The organism is Mycobacterium sp. NGS26 (genome assembly GCF_059813025.1).
On sequence record NZ_JCALDU010000001.1, the window covers coordinates 142,825 to 160,998 of the forward strand.

The window sequence follows — 18,174 nt, forward strand, 5'->3', positions numbered from 1 at the left end:
CCTAGTCCTGACGATCCTGGCCGCCCTCGGGTTCCACGGCCTCGGGCCCGGTTTCGGTCTTTGTCTCGGGTTGGGGCTCGGCGTGCGCCGCCGCCAGCTGGCCGCGCAGCGCCTCCAGCTCGCGGGCCAGCCGGTCCAGCACCCAGTCCACCTCGCTGGTCTTGTAGCCGCGCAGGGCCTGGGTGAACTTGACGGCGTCGACGTCGGCGCCCGTGACGCCGTAGGCGGGCAGCACGGTCGCCGTCGTCCCGCGGGGCAGCGGCGGCAGCTGCTCGCCGCGACCGAACAGCAGGCTGGCGGCGCCGAACAGCACGATCGCCACCAGCACCAGCACCACCAGGTAGAGCAAGACCAACGCCACGTGAACGATATTGCCCTATGCGGCCGACAAACCTAGCGCGGCCGCAGCCCGTTCATCGGCGGCCGGTCGTTCAGCGACACCGGGCTGGTGTGCGGGGTGTAGCCGTCGCCGTCGGGGCCGTCGGCGAAGAACTGCGTCAGCCCGGCCCCCGAGTCGGGGATGCCGCACCGCGCGAACAGCGTCGCGATGACCTGCCGGCTCATCGCGCCCAGCTCGGACAGCGGCCGGTTGCGGTGGGCCCGTACGCCCAGGTTGACCTGAGCGATCGCGTCCAGGCCCAACCGGTCGAAGGTGTCGACCAGCAGGCCGATCTCCACGCCGTAGCCCGGGGCGAACGGCAGCGACGTCAGCAGCTCCCGGCTGGCCGCGTACTCGCCGCCCAGCGGCTGCAAGATGCAGCCCAGCTCCGGCCGCAGCGCGGCCAGCAGCGGCCGGGCGACCAGTTCGGTGACGCGCCCGCCACCGGTGGCGCCGGCGTTGAGCGGCCGTCGGTAGAAGCTCTTTACCAGGTGGATGCCGTCGCCCGTCAGCAGCGGGCCGACCAGCCACGGCACGAACATCGGGTGCGGGTCGATAAGGTCGGAGTCGACGAACACCACGATGTCGCCGCTGGTGGCCGCCAGCGAGCGCCACAGCGCCTCGCCCTTGCCGGGCCGCGCCGGGACCTCGGGCAGGGCCTGTTCCCGGCTGACGACGCGGGCCCCGGCGGCGATGGCGCGGATCTCGGTGTCGTCGGTCGAGCCGGAGTCCAGCACGATCAGCTCGTCGACCAGACCGTCGGGGCCGTCGACCAGCGGCGTGATGCTGTCGATCACCGATTCGATGGTGTCTTCCTCGTTGAGGGCGGGCAGCACCACCGAGATCGTCCGCCCGGCCTTGGCGGCGACCAGTTCGGCGACCGTCCAGGTGGGGCGGTTCCACAGCAGCCTGTCGTTGCCGAGATCGGCGGCGATCAGCTCGGATGCGGTCATGCAAGTCCCCTCACGGTGCGCGCCGGTGCGCGCACGCCCTGGATCGAGGCCACCATTTCCAGCACCCGGCGGGTGGCCGCGACCTCGTGCACCCGGAACATGCGGGCCCCGGCGGCGGCCGCCAGCGCGGTGGCCGCCAGCGTGCCCTCCAGGCGTTCGGTCAATCCCACCCCCAGAGTCTCCCCTACGAAGTCCTTGTTGCTCAAAGCCATCAGGACGGGCCACCCGGTCTTAACAAGATCGCCAACGTGGCGCAACAACGCCAGCCCGTGGAAGGTGTTCTTGCCGAAGTCGTGGGTCGGGTCGATCAGTATCGCCTCGCGGGCCACGCCGGCCGCGACGGCCCGCTCGGCGGCCGCGGTGACCTGGCGAATCACGTCGTCGACCACGCCGCGGGTGGTGGTGCCGTAGCTCACCCGGAAGGGACGCGTGCGGGGCCGCGCCCCGCCGGTGTGCGAACACACCAGGCCCGCGCCGAACTCCGCGGCCACCTCGGCCAGGGCGGGGTCGTGGCCGCCCCAGGTGTCGTTGATCAGGTCCGCCCCCGCCGTGCACGCCACCCTGGCCACGTCCGAGCGCCAGGTGTCCACGCTAATCAACTGGTCGGGGTATTCGCGGCGGAGCCACTCGATGAACGGCACCAGCCGGGCGGTCTCGGTGGCGGCGTCGACGTCGTCGCCCGGGCCCGCCTTGACGCCGCCGACGTCGATGACGTCGGCGCCCTCGTCGACGGCCCGGCGCGCGGCGGCCCTGGCGTCGTCGTCGCTGAAGGTCGCACCCTTGTCGTAGAACGAGTCCGGGGTGCGATTGACGATCGCCATGATGAGCGGGCGATCCGCGGCGACCGGCCGGCCGCACAGGGTTGACTGCACACGTATATGGTGCCTGGCCACCGGCGCGGGCGCGGCCCGGGGACCGAGTGTGAAGCCCGGGCTTTGAGTGTGAACTGTGGGCTTTGGGTGTGAACGCAGGGCTTTGGGTGTGAACGCAGGGCCGGATTCGCGGCCTTATCTGCGCCGACGCTTCACAGTCAAAGCCCACACTTCACAACCGAAGCCCACGCTTCACAATCAACGCCAAGGGGCGGCGGCTGAGCCTTTGGGTGTGCACTCAGGGCGGGATTCCGTCCTGTCTTCACCGTCAGCCCATACCGCCAGCGCACCCTCAGCCCTGCGGCCGCTTACCCGCCGCGACCTCGTCGGGATATTCGTCGTAGTAGGGCACGTAGCCCTCGTCGCGGCCGGCCAGCACGTACAGCGGGTCGTCGACGTCGGGGCCGTAGGCCTGCTCGCGCAACTCGACCTTGCGGCTCTTGAACGTCGTGGTGTGCTGCAGGGCCGGCACCACCCGCACGAACAAGGGCAGGGCGTAGCCGGGCAGCTGCTCGTAGACGGCGTCGGCCAGCGACTTGCCGTCGAACTCGGCGCCGTCGCGCAGCTTGATCGCGGCCATCCCGGCGCGGCCCCCGGTGCGGGGAATCTCGACGCCGAAGACCGTGCAGTCCTCGACCGACCCCTCGGACGTCAGCGCCGCCTCGACCTGGGTGGTGGCGACGTTCTCGCCCTTCCAGCGGAAGGTGTCGCCGAGCCGGTCGACGAACGCGGCGTGCCGCATGCCCTGCGGGCTCATCACGTCGCCCGAGTTGAACCAGCAGTCGCCCTCACGAAAAGCGTTGCGCACCAACTTCTTTTCGCTCGACTCCTGGTCGGTGTAGCCGTCGAAGGGCTGCAGCCGGTTGACCGGGCTGATCAACAGGCCGGGCTCGCCGGGGGGCACCTTGCGCACCCGTCCGTTCTCGTCGCGCAGCGGGGCGCCGGTGTCGGGGTCGTACTCCACGTAGGCCAGCTGCGTCGGCGAGATGCCCGTCGTCCGGGGCACATTGAAGATGTTGATGAACGCGGTGTTGCCTTCGCTGGACGCGTAGAACTCACACACCCGCGGGATGCCGAACCGGTCGGTGAACTCGTGCCAGATCTCCGGCCGCAGCCCGTTGCCGGCGATCAGGCGCACCTGGTGCGCGCGGTCGGTGGACTTGGGCGGCTGGTTGAGCAGGTAGCGGCAGATCTCGCCGATGTAGATGAACGCCGTGGCCCGGCTGGCGATCACCTCGTCCCAGAACCGCGACGCCGAGAACGACTTGCCCAGCGCGAGCGTCGCCCCCGAGTTGATCACCGACGACAGCGCGACCGTCAGCGCGTTGTTGTGATACAGCGGCAGGCAGCTGTACAGGGTGTCGGAGCCCTTCAGCCGCAACCCGAGCCCGCCGAACGCCGCCAGCGCGGCCAGCCACCGGCGATGGGTCATCACGCTGGCCTTGGGGAACCCGGTGGTGCCCGAGGTGAAGATGTAGAACGCGGTGTCCTTGGCCAGCACCGCCGAGGCCGAGGCCGGGTTGGTGGCCGGGGCGCTCACCGCGAAGCGCTCCACGTCCTCGATGGTCAGCGTCTCCGTGGCGCCCGGGGACTCGCACTCGGCGACGTAGCTGACCAGGTCGGTCTCGGCGACCAGCACCTTGGCGTCCAGCAAGCCCAGGCTGTGGGCCAGCACCTCGCCGCGCTGGTGGTAGTTGAGCATCCCGGCGATGGCGCCGCACTTGACGGCGGCCAGCATCGCCAGCACCGCGTTGGGCGAGTTGCGCAGCATGATCGCGACGACGTCGCCGTGGCCGACACCCCGGGCGGCCAGCACCGCCGCGTAGCGGTTGGCGGCCGCGTTGGCGTCGCGGTAGGTCAGTTGCTGGTCGCCGAAGCGCAGGAAGACCCGGTCGCCGTAGCGGGCGGCCCGGTCGGCGAACACCGTGCCGATCGACTTCTTCGAGTTCGGAAAGGCCAGCAGCCCGGTCAGCACGCCGCGCACGATCGACGGCAGGTCGGCCAGTACGCCCGGCGCCTTGACGGCGATGTCGGTCAGGCCGACCGCCGCGCGCGTTCCCCCGTCACTCGACACCTGATCCCTCGATTCCCCTCGGCAGTGTGCCCTTCGAGCCAAGCCCCCGACGTCAGGCGGGGGCGCACGCCTCCACTGCGGCACCCACCTTATCGACCAGGACCAGCCGGTCCATCGCGACCTGCGAGATGTAGCCCGCGTCGAGCAATCCGTTCAGCCAGATCCACAGGCCCTCGTAGTGCCCCCACGGGTCGAGCAGCACCACGGGCTTGTGGTGCATCCCGAGGTAGCCCGTCGTCCAGGCCTCGAAGAGCTCGTCGAGGGTGCCCACGCCGCCCGGCAGCACGATGAACGCGTCGGAGCGGTCCTCCATGATCTGCTTGCGCTCGCGCATGGTCTCGCTGACGATCAGCTCGTCGGCCTCGGTGTCGGCCAGCTCGCTGCGCATCAGCTGCTGCGGGATCACCCCGACGGTCCGGCCGCCGCGCGCCCGCGCCGCGCTGGCCACCGCGCCCATCGCCGAGACGTGGCCGCCGCCCCACACCAAGGTCCAGCCGCGGTCGGCGATGGCCTCGCCGAGTTCGGTGGCCAGCTCCAGCAATTCGGGATGCGTCGGGACGGAGGCGCAGTACACGCACACCGCCCACGCGCTCGGCGAATCGCGTTCCACGGGCATAACCGAAAGGTAGACCACGCCCGGTGCGGCACGCACACCGCGCGCACTAAAATCCGGCGGTGCCGATTCGATGGAACGTCCCCCAGCACGCGGCCGCCCTCGAACAGCTCGACGCCACGCTCGGTGACGCGGCCCGCGGCGGGGCGGCGGTGCTCGGACCGGACGGCTGCGGCAAGTCCACCCTGGCGCGATTGGCCGCCGAGCGGTTCGCCGGCCGGCACCCGGCCACCGTCACCCGCTGGGTCACCGGCACGCCGACCGAGCGGCTGGTGCCGTTCGGGGCCTTCGGCCACCTGCTCGACTCCTCCAGTTTCGGGCACGACATCGGCAAGCCGGCCGCGATGTTGCGGGCGGCGCGGGCGGCGCTGGGCCGGCCCGATTCGCCGGGCGATCTGCTGTTCATCGTCGACGACGCCCACGACCTCGACATCCTGTCGGCCACCCTCGTGTACCAATTGGCGCTGGCGGGCACCGCGCGGATGATCGTCACCGCCCGCGGCCCGGACTCCGGGGCCGCGCCCGAGGCCATCGCGGCACTGTGGACCGACGGGCTGCTGGAGCGCATCGACATCGAGGCGCCCGGCGGGGCGACCACCCCGGGGGAGGTCGACGCGTTCATCGCCGAGCTGCCCGCCCCGGCGCGCGCGGTGCTGGACTACCTCGCCGTGCAGGAGCCGCTGTCGCTCGCGGATCTGACCGCCCTCGCCGGCGACGGCGCGGTCGGCGAGGCGGTCGAGTGGGGCGCGGCCGAAACCCGGGTGCGCGACGCGCACGCGAGCGACCCGGTGGTGTACACGGCGCACCCGTTGTTCGCCGAACGCGCGCTCGCGGCGCTGGGCGGCGACAGCGCGCGCCGGCGGCGCACCGAGCTGGTCAAGCTGCTGTCCGAGCATCCGCCGGACCACCTCATCGACCGGCTGCGGCTGGCGTCGCTGGCGCTCGACAGCGACGCCCCGCAGCCGACGGCCGAGGTCGCCGCCGCCGCGCAGCAGGCGCTGCGGCTGGGCGACCTCGCCCTGGGCGAGCGGCTGGCCCGGTCGGCGCTGGAGCGGTCCGGCGGCCTGGCGGCGCGGCTGGCGCTGGCGAATGCGCTGGGGTGGCAGGGACGCGGCCGCGAGGCCGACGCGGTGCTGGCCGCCGTCGACGCCTCGGCGTTGACCGAGCCGGCGCTGATGGACTGGGCGCTGCTGCGGGCGGCCAATCAGTTCTGGATGCTCGGCGAGCCGGAGCGGGCCACCGCGTTTCTGCGGACCACCCGCAATCGGGTTTCCGACGCAGGGCTGCGGACCACGCTGGACGCGCTGGGCGCGACCTTCGCGATGAACGCGGGCAATGTCGGGCACGCCGTCAAGGTCGCGGGCGACGTGCTGGCCTCGCCGTCGTCCGGCGACCAGGCGGTGGCGTGGGCGGCCAGCGCCGCCGCGCTGTGCGCGGCGCGGCAGGGCCGTTTCGGCGACGTCGAGCCGCTGGCGCAGCGCGCCCTGGCCGCCGAGCATCCCGGGCTGCTGCGCTTCACGATCGGGCTGGGCCAGACCACCGCGCTGTTGATGGCGGGCCGGCTCGACGCGGCGCGGGAGCTCGCGCAGCAGTTCACCGACTTCGCGGAGCTGCAGCAGCCGGGACGCGCGATCGGCGAGGTGCTGCTGGCGCACGTGTTGATCGCCGACGGCGAATTCGCCCGTGCCGCAGCGCTACTCGGCCCCGCGGCCGCCACGCTGGAACGCACCGGCTACTCGTGGGGGCCGTTGTCGCTGATGCTGCTGGCGACCGCGCTGGCCCAACAGGGCGACACCGCCGCCGCGGCAAAAGCGTTGAGCCGGGCCGAATCTCGGCACGGGACCAAGTCGGCGCTGTTCGCCCCGGAGCTCGGCGTGGCCCGGGCGTGGCGGCTGGCCTCGGCGCGCGATTCGCACGAGGCGGTGGCCGCCGCCCGCGACGCCGCCCGGGCGGCCGAACGCGGCGGGCAGTCGGGGGCGGCGCTGCGCGCGTGGTACGAGGCCGTCCGGCTCGGCGACATCCGGGCGGCGGATCCGCTGGCCCGGCTGGCCGGCGAGATCGACTGCGTCGTGGGCGGTCTCGCGCTGGCCCATGCGCGGGCGTTGGCGAGCGGTGACGGCGCGGCGCTGGCCGCGGTGTCGCGGCAACTGGCCGACGTCGGGATGCGCGCCGCCGCCGCCGATGCCGCCGCGCAGGCGCAGCGCTGCGGCTGACGCGTCAGACCGTCAACCGGCCAGGTAGGGCCGCAGCATCGCCGCGGCGGCGGTGATCGCGGCGACCGGCACCCGTTCGTCGCGCCGGTGTGCCAGGTTCGGGTCGCCCGGCCCGAAGTTCACCGCGGGGATGCCCCGGGCGGCGAACCGGGACACGTCGGTCCACCCGTATTTCGCCCTGACCTGCCCGCCCGCGGCCTCGACCAGGGCCTTGGCGGCGGGTTGCGACAGGCCCGGCAGCGCGCCCGCGGCGGCGTCGGTCTGCTCGATCCGCACGTCGAGCCCGTCGAACACCTCGCGGACGTGTCGCAGCGCCGCGTCCACCGAACGATCGGGGGCGAAGCGGTAGTTGACGGTCACCGAGGCGGCGTCGGGGATCACGTTGCCGGCCACCCCGCCGTCGACCCGCACCGCCGACAGGCCCTCGCGGTAGGTGCAGCCGTCGATCTCGACGGTGCGCGCGGTGTACGACGCGAGCCGGTCCAGCACGGCGCCCAGCTTGTGAATTGCGTTGTCGCCCAACCAGGGACGCGCCGAATGCGCGCGGGTTCCGGTCGCGCCGATCACCACGCGCAGGGTGCCCTGGCAGCCGGCTTCGATGTAGCCGCCGGTGGGCTCGCCCAGGATGGCCACGTCGGCGGACAGCCAGTCCGGCAGCTCCCGCTCGATGCGCCCCAAACCGTTTGCGGCCGCGTCGATTTCCTCGCAGTCGTAGAACACCAGGGTGAGATCGTGCGCGGGTTCGGCGATGGTGGCGGCCAGGTGCAGAAAGACCGCGTCGCCGGATTTCATGTCCGCGGTGCCGCAGCCGTGCAACTCCCCGTTCTCGCGGCGGCTGGGCAGGTTGTCGGCGACCGGGACGGTGTCCAGATGCCCGGCCAGCAGCACCCGTGACGGCCGGTTCCGGTGGGTGCGCGCCAACACCGCGTTGCCGTTGCGGACGATCTCGAAGCCGGACGTCTGGGCGCGCAGCGCGGCCTCCACCTCGTCGGCGATGCGGGCCTCGTCCCTCGACTCGCTGGGGATGTCGACCAGCGCCGCGGTCAGCTCGATCGGGTCCCCGCGCAAGTCCAGCACGCCACCAGTATGCCGAGCAGACGCAAAAGCGCCCATTCTTGGCCCAAAAAGGGGGCTTTTGTGTCTGCTCGCCAAAGGAAAGTAACCTGTGCGCCGTGACTGGAGCTGCGGGCATCGGGCTGGCGACGATCGCGTCCGACGGATCGATCCTCGACACCTGGTTCCCGGCACCGGAACTGACCGGACCGGGCACCGGCGGCACGTCGCGCCTGGCGCTCTCCGACGTTCCCCCCGAGCTGGCGGCGCTGGTCGGCCGCGACGACGACCGCGGCACCGAGACCGTCGCGGTGCGCACGGTCATCGGCTCCCTGGACGCTGTCGCCGCCGACGCACACGACGCCTACCTGCGGCTGCATCTTCTGTCGCACCGGCTGGTGGCGCCGCACGGGCTGAACGCCGGCGGCTTGTTTCCGGTATTGACCAATGTGGTCTGGACTAATCACGGGCCCTGCGCGATCGACGGATTCGAGACGGTCCGGGCGCGGCTGCGCCGCAAGGGGCCGGTGACCGTGTTCGGCGTCGACAAGTTCCCCCGGATGGTCGACTACGTCTTGCCCACCGGCGTGCGGATCGCCGACGCCGACCGGGTGCGGCTGGGCGCCCACCTGGCCCCGGGCACGACGGTGATGCACGAGGGCTTCGTGAACTACAACGCCGGCACCCTGGGCGCGTCGATGGTCGAGGGCCGCATCTCGGCCGGCGTGGTGGTGGGTGACGGGTCCGACATCGGCGGCGGGGCGTCGATCATGGGCACGCTGTCCGGCGGTGGAACGCAAGTCATTTCGATCGGCAAGCGGTGCCTGCTCGGCGCCAACGCGGGTTTGGGCATCTCGCTGGGCGACGACTGCGTCGTCGAGGCCGGCCTCTATGTCACGGCGGGCACCAAGGTCGTCACGCCGGACGGCAAGTCGGTCAAGGCCCGGGACCTCTCGGGCGCCAACAACGTACTGTTCCGGCGCAATTCGGTCACCGGCGCGGTCGAGGTGGTCGCCCGCGACGGTCAGGGCATCACGCTCAACGAGGACCTGCACGCCAACTGAGCTAACGGTCGCCGCTGGGCAGTTCGACCTCCGCCCGCCCATGCCCGACGTGCACGCCCTGCGTGGTTCGAAGCGCCGTTCCGTTTGTCTCCGGAAGCAGAAACGTGCACACCAGGCTGGTCGATGCGAGGGCGGCCAACATCAGACCGATCGCCCAGCTGCCGTAGGTTGCCAGCAGCGTTCCGGCGATCAACGGCGGCAGGGCGCCACCGATGACACCGGCGAGGTTCACCGACAGCGCCGATCCGCTGTAGCGGTTGCGGGTGGAGAACAGCTCGGGGATGAATGCTGCCGTCGGCCCGGCGCCGGTCGCGGCGGCGGCGTACATCCCGACGACGGCCACCGCATACAAAATTGGTTGGCCGGTGTCGATCAGCGGGATCGCCACGAACGACCAGGCAAGGCACGCGGCCCACGCCACCAACATCATCCTGCGGCGCCCGACTCGATCGCTCATGGTGGCGGAGAACGCGACGGACCCGATGCTCGCCAGTCCGCCCAGCACACCGACGAACAGGACGACGTTGCGGGAGTACCCCAGGTGGGAGTGGGCATAGGTGGTCAGATAGGTGCCGGCCATGTAGACGAAGCCGAAACCGCAGATGACGCCTCCCGCGGCCAGGGCGATCTCCCGGCGATGAAGCTGTAGCACCTCCCTGAGCGGCGCTTTTGGCACCGAGTGTTGGGCCTTTTCCTCGGCGAACAGCGGGGTCTCGTCGATCTTGAGCCACACGTACAGGGCGATGACGATCAGCGCCGCGCTGATCAGGAACGGAAGCCGCCACCCCCATTGCATGAACGTGGAGCTGTCTTCGCCGATGGTGTAGTTCACGCCCAGGAAGGTCGAGCTGTTCAGCACCAACGCGGTGCCGCCGCCGAGCGCGGTGAACATGCCGTACCGGCCACGTTTGGCGGGCGGCGCATATTCGGCGCTCAGCAGCGCGGATCCCGCCCAATGGCCGCCAACGGCAAACCCTTGCAGCAGGCGCAGCGCGACCAGGATCAACGGGGCCGCGGTCCCGATGGCCGCCGTGCTGGGAACCAGCCCGACGCTGATGGTGGACACGGCCATGAGCAGCAGCGTGGCGATCAATGTTTTTTTGCGGCCCAGCCGGTCCCCGAAGTTCCCGAACACGGCGGCGCCGACGGGTCGGGACAGAAAAGCCGCGCCAAAGGTCCCCATCGAAGCGATCGTGGCCACGGTGTTGCTGAGGTGCGGGAAGAACACGGTGGGAAACACCAGCGCGGCCGCGGTGCCGTAGATCAGGAAGTCGTAGAACTCGATGGCGGAGCCGACGAGGCAGGCGGCCGCGACTCGCCGCATCGGTGTGGGCCCGGGAGTGGCGACAATCGTCGCAGCGGGTCTCTCGCGTCCAGTCACGCCTACGACGGTAGGGGAAGGTTCGTGGTCTCGCCCACCTGGCGAGCGTGCGTGTCCGTACGGCGGCACGCCGCGCCGGGTGTACAACTGCGCACGCTCACCACAGTCGGCAGACCGTCAGCCGTCGGCGAGCAACCGCTTCTTGAGGACCTTGCCCATCGCGTTGCGCGGCAGCGCCTCCACGATGCGCACCTCGCGCGGTCGCTTGTGCACCGACAGCTCCCGGGCGACGTGGTCGATCAGCTCGTCGGCGCTCAATTCGGAGGAGCCGACGACGAACGCGACGATGCGTTGGCCCAGGTCCTCGTCCGGCAATCCGACGACGGCCGCCTCCTGCACACCGGGATGCCCGAGCAGCGACGTCTCGATTTCGCCCGCGCCGACGCGGTATCCGCCCGACTTGATCAGGTCGACCGACTCGCGGCCGACGATGCGGTGCATGCCCTCGCCGTCGACCACCGCGACGTCGCCGGTGCGATACCAGCCGCCGGGCTCGAACGCCTCGGCCGTGGCGTCGGGCCGATTCAGGTAGCCGTCGAACATCGTCGGGCCCCGAACCTGAAGCCTGCCAACGGTTTCCCCGTCGCGGGGCACGGGGCCGCCGTCGTCGTCGACCAGCCTGGTTTCCACCCCGGCGACCGGTAGGCCCACCCAGCCCGCGCGGCGTTCACCGCCCACCCGGGTGGAGATCGTGATCAACGATTCCGAGGTGCCGTACCGTTCGATGGGCCGGTGGCCGGTGAGTTGCGTCAGCCGGTCGAACACGGGCACCGGCAGCGGCGCGCTGCCGGACACCAGCAGCCGCGCCGGCCGCAGCGCCTCGGCCGCCGACTCGTCCGCCACCACCCGCGACCACACCGTGGGGACCCCGAAATACAGCGTCCCCCCGGCCTCGGCGCGGGCCCGGGCGTAGCCCTCCGGCGTCGGTCTTCCGGTGTGCACGAAGCGATTTCCGATCCGCAGCGACCCGAGCAGTCCCAGCACCAGGCCGTGCACGTGAAACAACGGCAACCCGTGCACCAGGACGTCGTCGGCGGTCCACTGCCAGGCCTGCGCCAGCGCGTCGAGGTCCGCGGCGATCGCCCGCCGGCTCAGCACCACCCCCTTGGGCAGCCCGGTGGTGCCCGAGGTGTAGATCACCATCGCGGTGGACTCGGGCGCCGGCTCCGGGTAGCGGTGCCAGGAGCGGGCGTGCGGCCGAACCGGGATGTGCGGCAAGCCTTCCAACTCGTCGGGCTGCGGGCCAAGCCAGGCCTGCGCGCCGGAGTCGGTGAGCATGTGCCGGCGTTCGGCCGCGCCGACGTCGGAGGGCACCGGCACGAAGGGCACGCCGGCGATCAGGCATCCGGTGACGGCCAGCACCGTCGACGCGGTCGGCTTGGCCAGCACCGCGACCCGCTGGCCGCCGGCGACGCGCTCGGCCACCGACGTCGCGGCGCCCACCAGGTCGCTGCGGCTCAGCACCGCGCCGTCGATGCGCACCGCGTCGGGAATGTCGGTGGCGGTGACCGCCGAGGTATTCAGGGAAGCCAGCAGCACCTGAGCAGGTTACTGCTCGTCCCAGATCTTCATCAGGGTGGACAGGATCTCCTCGCCGCGGCCCAGCCCCGCCAGATGGCTTTCGCCGGGCAGCACGAACAGCTCGGCGTCGGGCAGCAGGGACACGACGTGCTGGCCGTGGGCGAACGGGACGATGTGGTCGCTGTCGCCGTGCCACCAGCGGACCGGGACCTTGACCTCGTCGAGCCGGAAGCCCCAGTCGCGGGTGAACAGGATGACGTCGTTGAACGGGGCCGCCAGCTGCTTGCGGCTGCCGTTGAGCAGGTCGTCGAGGAACATGGCCTTGAACTCGGGCCGGGTGAGCAGGCGCCGGTCGGCCTCGGGGGAAATCGCGGCATACAGATACAACGCGGGATTGGCGACGGGCCGGATCATCCGGATCATCAGGCTCGCGCCGATACGCAGCGGGTCGCCGCCCAGCCGCAGCAGCGGCGCCGCCCGCTTGCCCAGGTTCATCAGGCCGCTGGTGATCCCCTCGTCGCCGAGGAACGGCGCGACGCCGCCCAGCACGCCGGCGGCGACGACGCGGTCAGACAGAACCGCGGCGGACGCCAGCGCGTACGGGCCGCCGCCGGACAGGCCGATGACCGCCATCTTGTCGATGCCCAGCGTGTCCGCGATCGTCCGCAGGTCGTCGCCGAACGCCCGGATGTTCTTGTAGCGATGGGGCGTCGACGAGCCGATGCCCGGCCGGTCGATGCCGATCAGGCGGATGTTGTGCTGCTCGGAGTAGACCCGCGCCTCGATCGGGATCTGCCGGCGGGCGCCGGGAGTCCCGTGCAACCAGAAGACCGCGCGGCCCCAGGGGGCACCGAACTCGGCGAAACCGATTTGCCGGTCCTCACCGACCGCGATGTTGCCTTCGAGCTTGGGACGGGCGATCGCGATGGCCATACCCGGCAGCTTTCCATGTGACCTGTCGTTTGCGGAAGGCGCCTGGGTGCCGCGGCCCGTCACGCGTTCAGCGGCCGCTCGCCGACGACCCGTTCGGCCCGCAGCGCGGCCACCTCGTCGCCGGACAGGCCCAGCCCGCGCAGGATCTCGTCGTTGTGCTGGCCCAGCGTCGGCGGCGCGGTGCGGTGGTGGCGGCCCGGCCCGGGGGTGATGCGAAACGGCCAGCCGGGATAGCGGTGCGGTCCGGTGATCGGGTGCTCGAGCTCCTCGTAGTATCCGCGCGCGTCGAGTTGACCGATCTCGTACATCCGGTCGCCGGTGATCACTTCCTCCGCCGGGATTCCTTGTGCCCGAAGGGTTTCCACGACCTCCGCGGCGGTCTGGGTGCGGGTCCAGGCGGCGACCGCCTCGTCGAACGCGTCGTGGTCGACCTGCCCCTCGTCGGGCACCGACAGCGCCACCCACGAATCGCTGGTCGGGTAGACGCCCTGCAGGTAGCCGCGCCGGCGGTTGCCCTCGCGCGGTTGGACGACGCCGTTCATCGAGTACTCGATCACCGGCTCGGCGGTCACGCACGCCGCGACCTCGATCTGGGCGACCTCGACGAGTTGGCCCGCGCCGGTGCGGGCGCGGTGCTCGAGCGCGGCCAGCAACGCGACGCCGGCGTGCACGCCGACGACGGGGTCGGCGGGCCCCTGCGGGTTGCACGGCGGCCCGTCGGGATAGCCGGTGACGGCGGACATCCCCGAGGTCTGCTCGATGTTCAGCGCCCAGCCCACGTAGTCCCGCCACGGGCCCTGCAACCCGAAACCCGGCATCCGGGCCACGATCACGTCGGGCTTCACCGATGCCAGCGAGCCGTAGTCCAGGCCGAACTGCTCGACCACGCGCGGCGAGAAGTTCTCCACGACGACGTCGGCCTGCGCGGCCAGCCGCCGCGCGATGTCCAGGCCGGCCCGCGAGGTCAGGTCCAGCGTGAGGTCGCGCTTGTTGAGGTTGGTGGCCTGCCAGAGCGCGCTGCGCTCGTACCAGTCGTCCCCCTCGAAGGGAAACGCGCCCGAATACCGAAACCCGTCGGGCCGCTGGATGGACTCGACCTTGACGATGTCGGCGCCGAACGCGCCGAGGTAGCACGTCAGATACGCCCCCGCCCAGAACGTGGTCAGGTCGAGCACCTTGAGTCCCGCGAACGGTTCGGTCGGCGAGTGTGACGGTGCGACCTCCGGCGCGGAATCTCGCGGTGCCGTTACGCTCGCGCCCAACCGGAAGGGCGCCCCCGGGCGCCGGAAGCCGGCCTGCTCGACGAAGAATCCCCGCTTGGCATATTGCGGGCAGTCCAGCACGGTGGCGCCGTCGTTGACCGGGGCGGTCGGAATGCGCAGCGCCTGGCCCAGTTCGACGATCTCCGCGACGGTTTGGCCGGCCAGCACCGGCTCGGCCTTGGCGAAGAACTCGGCGCGCTCGGGCCCGCCCATCATGATCGCGATCTGATGCTCGCCGAACTCGGGCAGGCCGAGCATCGCGCACACGTCGAGCCAGTGCTGTCCCGTCAGGCAGTTGATCCCCACCCAGCCGTCGGCGGCGCGGACGACACCCAGCATTGGGGCCGACCGCGCGTCGGCGGGCAGGCCCAGCCGTCGCATTCGCTGCGCCATCAGCATCGGGTACGGCAGCGTGGACAGCAGCGCCTCCAACTCGGAGACGTCCACCACCGTGACGCGGCCCGCGGTCCGGCACCGCAGTGCGGTGAGCGCGCCCAGCGCGCCGTAGGCGCCCGCGACGTACTCGGAGATCCTGGCGCCGACCTGGACCGGTGCACGCTGCGGATCCCGGGCGCTGACCCAGCCCGACGCCGCCTGCATGGTCAACGGCGTGGCCCGACGGTCCCGCCAAGGCCCGGACTGGCCGAAGTGAGATATTCGGAGCCACACCAGGTTTGGGTTGAGCCGTTGCAGTTCCTCGATGCCGAGCCCCCGGCCCTCCAGCGTTCCGGGCGGAAGGTTCTCGACGAGCAGGTGTGCGTCCGCGATGAGCTCACGGACGTCCGCGGGGCCGGCGCCGCGCTTGCCGGCGTTGAGGTACTCGAACAGGCCGCCGCGCTTCGGGTCGACAACTCCACCGGGGAACGGGCCCCACCGGCGCAGCGGGTCCCCGCCGGGCGGCTCGACCCTGGTGACCTCGGCGCCGAGATCGACGAAAAGCTTTGTGGCGTAAGGACCCGAGATCTCGCTGGCGATTTCGACGACGTGCAGCCCGGCGAGGGGACCCGTCATGCCGGGATCCCGATGGCCTTCACCTCCATGTACTGATGAAGTCCGCTGACCCCGCCGCTCTCCCGGCCGAACCCGCTCAGCTTGAAGCCGCCGAACGGCGCGTCCCCGGGACCGCAGCCGTTGACCGCCACCTGGCCGGTGCGGATGCGGCGGGCGACGTCGACGGCCCGGTCCACGTCGTCGCCCCACACGGCGCCGGAAAGCCCGTAGCGGGAGTTGTTGGCGATCGACACCGCCTCATCGTCGTCGCGATAGCGGAACACCGTGAGCACCGGCCCGAAGACTTCTTCCTGCGCGATGGCCGAATCCGGGTCGACGTCGGTGAGGATCGTCGGTTCGAAGTAGAAGCCGACGTCCAGGCCCGCCGGGCGGCCGCCGCCGGTCACCAGCTTCGCCCCGTCGTGCACCGCGCCGTCGACGTGCGCCTGCACCCGCTGCCGCTGCGCCGCACTGATCAGCGGACCCATCTGCGTCGCTGGGTCTTTCGGGTCGCCGACCTTGATGTCGCGGGCCAGCGCGACCAGCCGATCGACGACGTCGTCGTGCAAAGCGTCGGGCAGCAGGAGCCGGCTGTGCAGGATGCAGGCCTGCCCCGCGTGCAGCGAGCAGCAGTCGAACAGCATCTGCTGCAGCATTTCGTCGGTCACCCGCGCGTCGTCGAGAATGATGCTCGCCGACTTCCCGCCGCATTCCAGGAGGAGCCGCTTCATGGCGTCGCCCGCGGCCCGCATCACCTCGCAGCCGACGGCCGAGCTGCCGGTGAAGCTGATCATGTCGATGCGCGGATCGGTGGTCAGCAGCTTGGCGGCCTCGAGGCCGGACGGCGTGACGACGTTGACCACCCCCGGTGGGATGTCGGTGTGCTCGTCGATGATGCGGGCGAGCGCCAGCCCGGCCAGCGGGGTCAGCGGCGACGGCTTGAGCACCACGGTGTTGCCCGCCGCCAGCGCGTTGTTCGCCTTCATGACGTTGAGGCAATGCGGGAAGTTCCACGGCGTCAGGATCGACACCACGCCGAGGGCCTCCCGGCGAAGCACCGTCGTTCCGGCGCCGATGCCGGTCACGGGCTCGTCGACCAGCTTGGTGGCGAGCTGGGCCGCGTGCATGGACATGTACCCGGCACCGTCGATCTGCATCATGCGTTCGTTGGCGACGCAGCCCCACTCGACCTGCGAGAGGGCGAAGAACTCGTCGGCGTGCTTGACCAGGGCGTCGCCGAGCTGATTGAGGCAGCCGGCCCGGTCCTCCGGGGTCGCGGACGCCCACGGTCCCTCGTCGAACGCCCGGCGCGCGGCGGCGATCGCCTCGCCGACCTGCGCGACGCTCGCGTCCGGCGCGGTGGCGATGGCCCGTTCGGTGGCCGGGTCGATGTCGTCGTAGCGGCCGTCGGCCGGCTCGACCCATCTGCCGTCGATGTAGAGCTGATAGGTGTCGACAAGGGATCCCGGAGGTGGTTTCTCGGCCATCTGCTTCCTCACCCGAACGTCGGTCATCTAGTCGATCAGTGTTCACCGCCCGCGCTCCGGCGTCAATCGTCAATTGAGCGAATCCCACTTTGTTTCATTGCGTTGTCGGTGTATTGACACGGACGGCCGTGGCGGAGTAGACACAACGTCGCAAGACACATTGCTGCGATGTGTCGGATCGCCCCGGTCGAGGGAGGCTCGCCGTGCAGACCACCTTTCCCCTGCACTCCCCCGACTTCTACGCGGGCGATCCCTACCCCGCCTACCGGGAGCTGCGCGCGACCTCGCCGGTGTGCTGGAACGACGTCACGAACTTCTGGGCGCTGCTGCGCTACGAGGACATCCGCTTCGTGTCGAGCAACCCGGCGCTGTTCTCCTCGACCAAGGGCGTCACCATTCCGGATCCGCACGTGCCCAGCCCGGTCCAGCCGGGCAGCCTCATCTTCACCGACCCGCCGCGGCACCGGCAGATGCGCAAGCTGATCAACTCGGGGTTCACCCGGCGGCGGGTGGCCGTGCTGGAGCCGAAGATCCGCGAGATCGTGCGCGGGATCCTCGATGGCGTGCAACCCGATTCGGTTCACGAATTCGCCGAGGAGATCGCCGCTCCGCTGCCCACCCGGATGATCGCCGAGCTGATCGGCGCCCCGCCCGATGACTGGGAGCAGTTCCGGGCGTGGTCGGACGCCGCCACCGGAACCGCCGACCCGGAGATCGAACTCGACCCGTTGGTGGCCATGGGGCAGCTCTTCGAGTATTTCCAGAAGCTGATCGCGGCCCGGCGCGCCCAGCCGCGCGACGACCTGCTGTCGGTGCTGGCCGGCGCCGAGATCGACGGGCAGCGGCTCACCGACGAGGATCTGCTGAACTTCGCGTTCCTGCTGCTGGTCGCGGGCAACGAAACCACCCGCAACCTGATCGCGCTGGGCACGCTGGCGCTGATCGCGCATCCCGCCCAATGCCGTTTGCTGATCGAGGATTCCACGCTGATCCCCGGCGCCGTCGAGGAGATGCTGCGGTGGAACAGCCCCGTGGTCCACATGGCGCGCACCGCGACGGCCGACGTCGAGATTCGCGGTCAGCGGATCGCCGAGGGCGACGTGGTGGTGATGCTGTACGGATCCGCCAACCGGGACGAGGAGATTTTCGGCCCGGACTCCGAGGAGTTCAAGGTGACCCGGCACCCGAACCCGCACATCGCGTTCGGGTGCGGCGAACATTCCTGTGTCGGTGCGCAATTGGCGCGCCTGGAGGCATCCGTCATGTTCGACGAGCTGCTGCGCCGCTTCCCCCGTATCGAATTGGTGGGTGAGGTGGACCGGATGCGGGCCACCATGGTGCCCGGGGTGAAGCGCATGCCGGTACGGCTGGGAACCTGA

At 71.0% G+C, this 18,174-nt stretch carries 14 protein-coding genes; 3 read left to right on the forward strand and 11 right to left on the reverse strand.

Annotated elements, in window-relative coordinates:
• Position 1 precedes the first annotated feature (1 nt).
• The 5 genes from AC5Y6X_RS00665 to log all read right to left on the reverse strand — a co-directional run bounded on the left by AC5Y6X_RS00665 (position 2) and on the right by log (position 4,894).
• Positions 2-361, reverse strand: coding sequence for a DivIVA domain-containing protein (locus AC5Y6X_RS00665; protein ID WP_499983496.1), 360 nt, complete (start codon positions 359-361; stop codon positions 2-4).
• Positions 362-393: 32 nt separating this feature from the next.
• Entirely contained in the window at positions 394-1,332 is a 939-nt protein-coding gene (locus AC5Y6X_RS00670; RefSeq protein ID WP_499983497.1) for a glucosyl-3-phosphoglycerate synthase, read from the reverse strand.
• Positions 1,329-2,303, reverse strand: a complete 975-nt coding sequence (gene folP, locus AC5Y6X_RS00675; protein WP_499985149.1) for a dihydropteroate synthase — start codon at positions 2,301-2,303, stop codon at positions 1,329-1,331. Before folP ends, AC5Y6X_RS00670 begins: the two co-directional genes overlap by 4 nt.
• 193 nt (positions 2,304-2,496) lie before the next feature.
• Positions 2,497-4,278 carry a long-chain-acyl-CoA synthetase FadD6 gene (fadD6, locus tag AC5Y6X_RS00680; protein ID WP_499983500.1) on the reverse strand — a complete coding sequence of 594 codons (1,782 nt, stop codon included), beginning with the start codon at positions 4,276-4,278 and terminating at the stop codon, positions 2,497-2,499.
• Between the two features lie 52 nt (positions 4,279-4,330).
• Positions 4,331-4,894, reverse strand: coding sequence for a cytokinin riboside 5'-monophosphate phosphoribohydrolase (gene log, locus AC5Y6X_RS00685; protein WP_324676485.1), 564 nt, complete (start codon positions 4,892-4,894; stop codon positions 4,331-4,333).
• A gap of 59 nt (positions 4,895-4,953) precedes the next feature.
• Here log and AC5Y6X_RS00690 point away from each other — a divergent pair, with 59 nt between their 5' ends.
• Positions 4,954-7,104: an AAA family ATPase gene (locus tag AC5Y6X_RS00690; protein ID WP_499983502.1), complete on the forward strand. Its 2,151-nt coding sequence runs from the start codon at positions 4,954-4,956 to the stop codon at positions 7,102-7,104.
• Between the two features lie 12 nt (positions 7,105-7,116).
• On the opposite strand, the gene dapE is transcribed toward AC5Y6X_RS00690, so the two are convergent.
• Positions 7,117-8,181, reverse strand: coding sequence for a succinyl-diaminopimelate desuccinylase (dapE, locus tag AC5Y6X_RS00695; RefSeq protein ID WP_499983504.1), 1,065 nt, complete (start codon positions 8,179-8,181; stop codon positions 7,117-7,119).
• A gap of 86 nt (positions 8,182-8,267) precedes the next feature.
• On the opposite strand from dapE, the gene dapD reads away from it, so the two are divergent.
• Positions 8,268-9,221, forward strand: coding sequence for a 2,3,4,5-tetrahydropyridine-2,6-dicarboxylate N-succinyltransferase (dapD, locus tag AC5Y6X_RS00700; RefSeq protein ID WP_499985150.1), 954 nt, complete (start codon positions 8,268-8,270; stop codon positions 9,219-9,221).
• Between the two features lies 1 nt (position 9,222).
• On the opposite strand, the gene AC5Y6X_RS00705 is transcribed toward dapD, so the two are convergent.
• From AC5Y6X_RS00705 to AC5Y6X_RS00725, 5 genes are all read right to left on the reverse strand, one after another.
• The gene (locus tag AC5Y6X_RS00705) at positions 9,223-10,545 is read right to left on the reverse strand and encodes an MFS transporter (RefSeq protein ID WP_499985152.1); all 1,323 of its coding nucleotides are present in this window, start codon (positions 10,543-10,545) and stop codon (positions 9,223-9,225) included.
• A gap of 174 nt (positions 10,546-10,719) precedes the next feature.
• The gene (locus AC5Y6X_RS00710) at positions 10,720-12,141 is read right to left on the reverse strand and encodes an acyl-CoA synthetase (RefSeq protein ID WP_499983507.1); all 1,422 of its coding nucleotides are present in this window, start codon (positions 12,139-12,141) and stop codon (positions 10,720-10,722) included.
• 9 nt (positions 12,142-12,150) lie between these two features.
• Complete coding sequence (locus AC5Y6X_RS00715; protein WP_499983511.1) at positions 12,151-13,056, reverse strand: alpha/beta fold hydrolase; 906 nt, start codon at positions 13,054-13,056, stop codon at positions 12,151-12,153.
• A 59-nt stretch (positions 13,057-13,115) separates the two neighbouring features.
• Complete coding sequence (locus tag AC5Y6X_RS00720; RefSeq protein ID WP_499983514.1) at positions 13,116-15,329, reverse strand: CaiB/BaiF CoA transferase family protein; 2,214 nt, start codon at positions 15,327-15,329, stop codon at positions 13,116-13,118.
• Positions 15,326-16,795: an aldehyde dehydrogenase family protein gene (locus AC5Y6X_RS00725; RefSeq protein ID WP_499985153.1), complete on the reverse strand. Its 1,470-nt coding sequence runs from the start codon at positions 16,793-16,795 to the stop codon at positions 15,326-15,328. Before AC5Y6X_RS00725 ends, AC5Y6X_RS00720 begins: the two co-directional genes overlap by 4 nt.
• Positions 16,796-16,998: 203 nt before the next feature.
• Here AC5Y6X_RS00725 and AC5Y6X_RS00730 point away from each other — a divergent pair, with 203 nt between their 5' ends.
• Positions 16,999-18,174 carry a cytochrome P450 gene (locus tag AC5Y6X_RS00730; protein WP_499983516.1) on the forward strand — a complete coding sequence of 392 codons (1,176 nt, stop codon included), beginning with the start codon at positions 16,999-17,001 and terminating at the stop codon, positions 18,172-18,174.

What these genes read in the sequence shown, in the direction of transcription:
- log (WP_324676485.1), bottom strand. Translation starts at nt 4,894, where the DNA reads ATGCCCGTGGAACGCGATTCGCCGAGCGCGTGGGCGGTGTGCGTGTAC.
- AC5Y6X_RS00705 (WP_499985152.1), bottom strand. Translation starts at nt 10,545, where the DNA reads ATGCGGCGAGTCGCGGCCGCCTGCCTCGTCGGCTCCGCCATCGAGTTC.
- AC5Y6X_RS00670 (WP_499983497.1), bottom strand. Translation starts at nt 1,332, where the DNA reads ATGACCGCATCCGAGCTGATCGCCGCCGATCTCGGCAACGACAGGCTG.
- AC5Y6X_RS00715 (WP_499983511.1), bottom strand. Translation starts at nt 13,056, where the DNA reads ATGGCCATCGCGATCGCCCGTCCCAAGCTCGAAGGCAACATCGCGGTC.
- AC5Y6X_RS00725 (WP_499985153.1), bottom strand. Translation starts at nt 16,795, where the DNA reads ATGGCCGAGAAACCACCTCCGGGATCCCTTGTCGACACCTATCAGCTC.
- AC5Y6X_RS00720 (WP_499983514.1), bottom strand. Translation starts at nt 15,329, where the DNA reads ATGACGGGTCCCCTCGCCGGGCTGCACGTCGTCGAAATCGCCAGCGAG.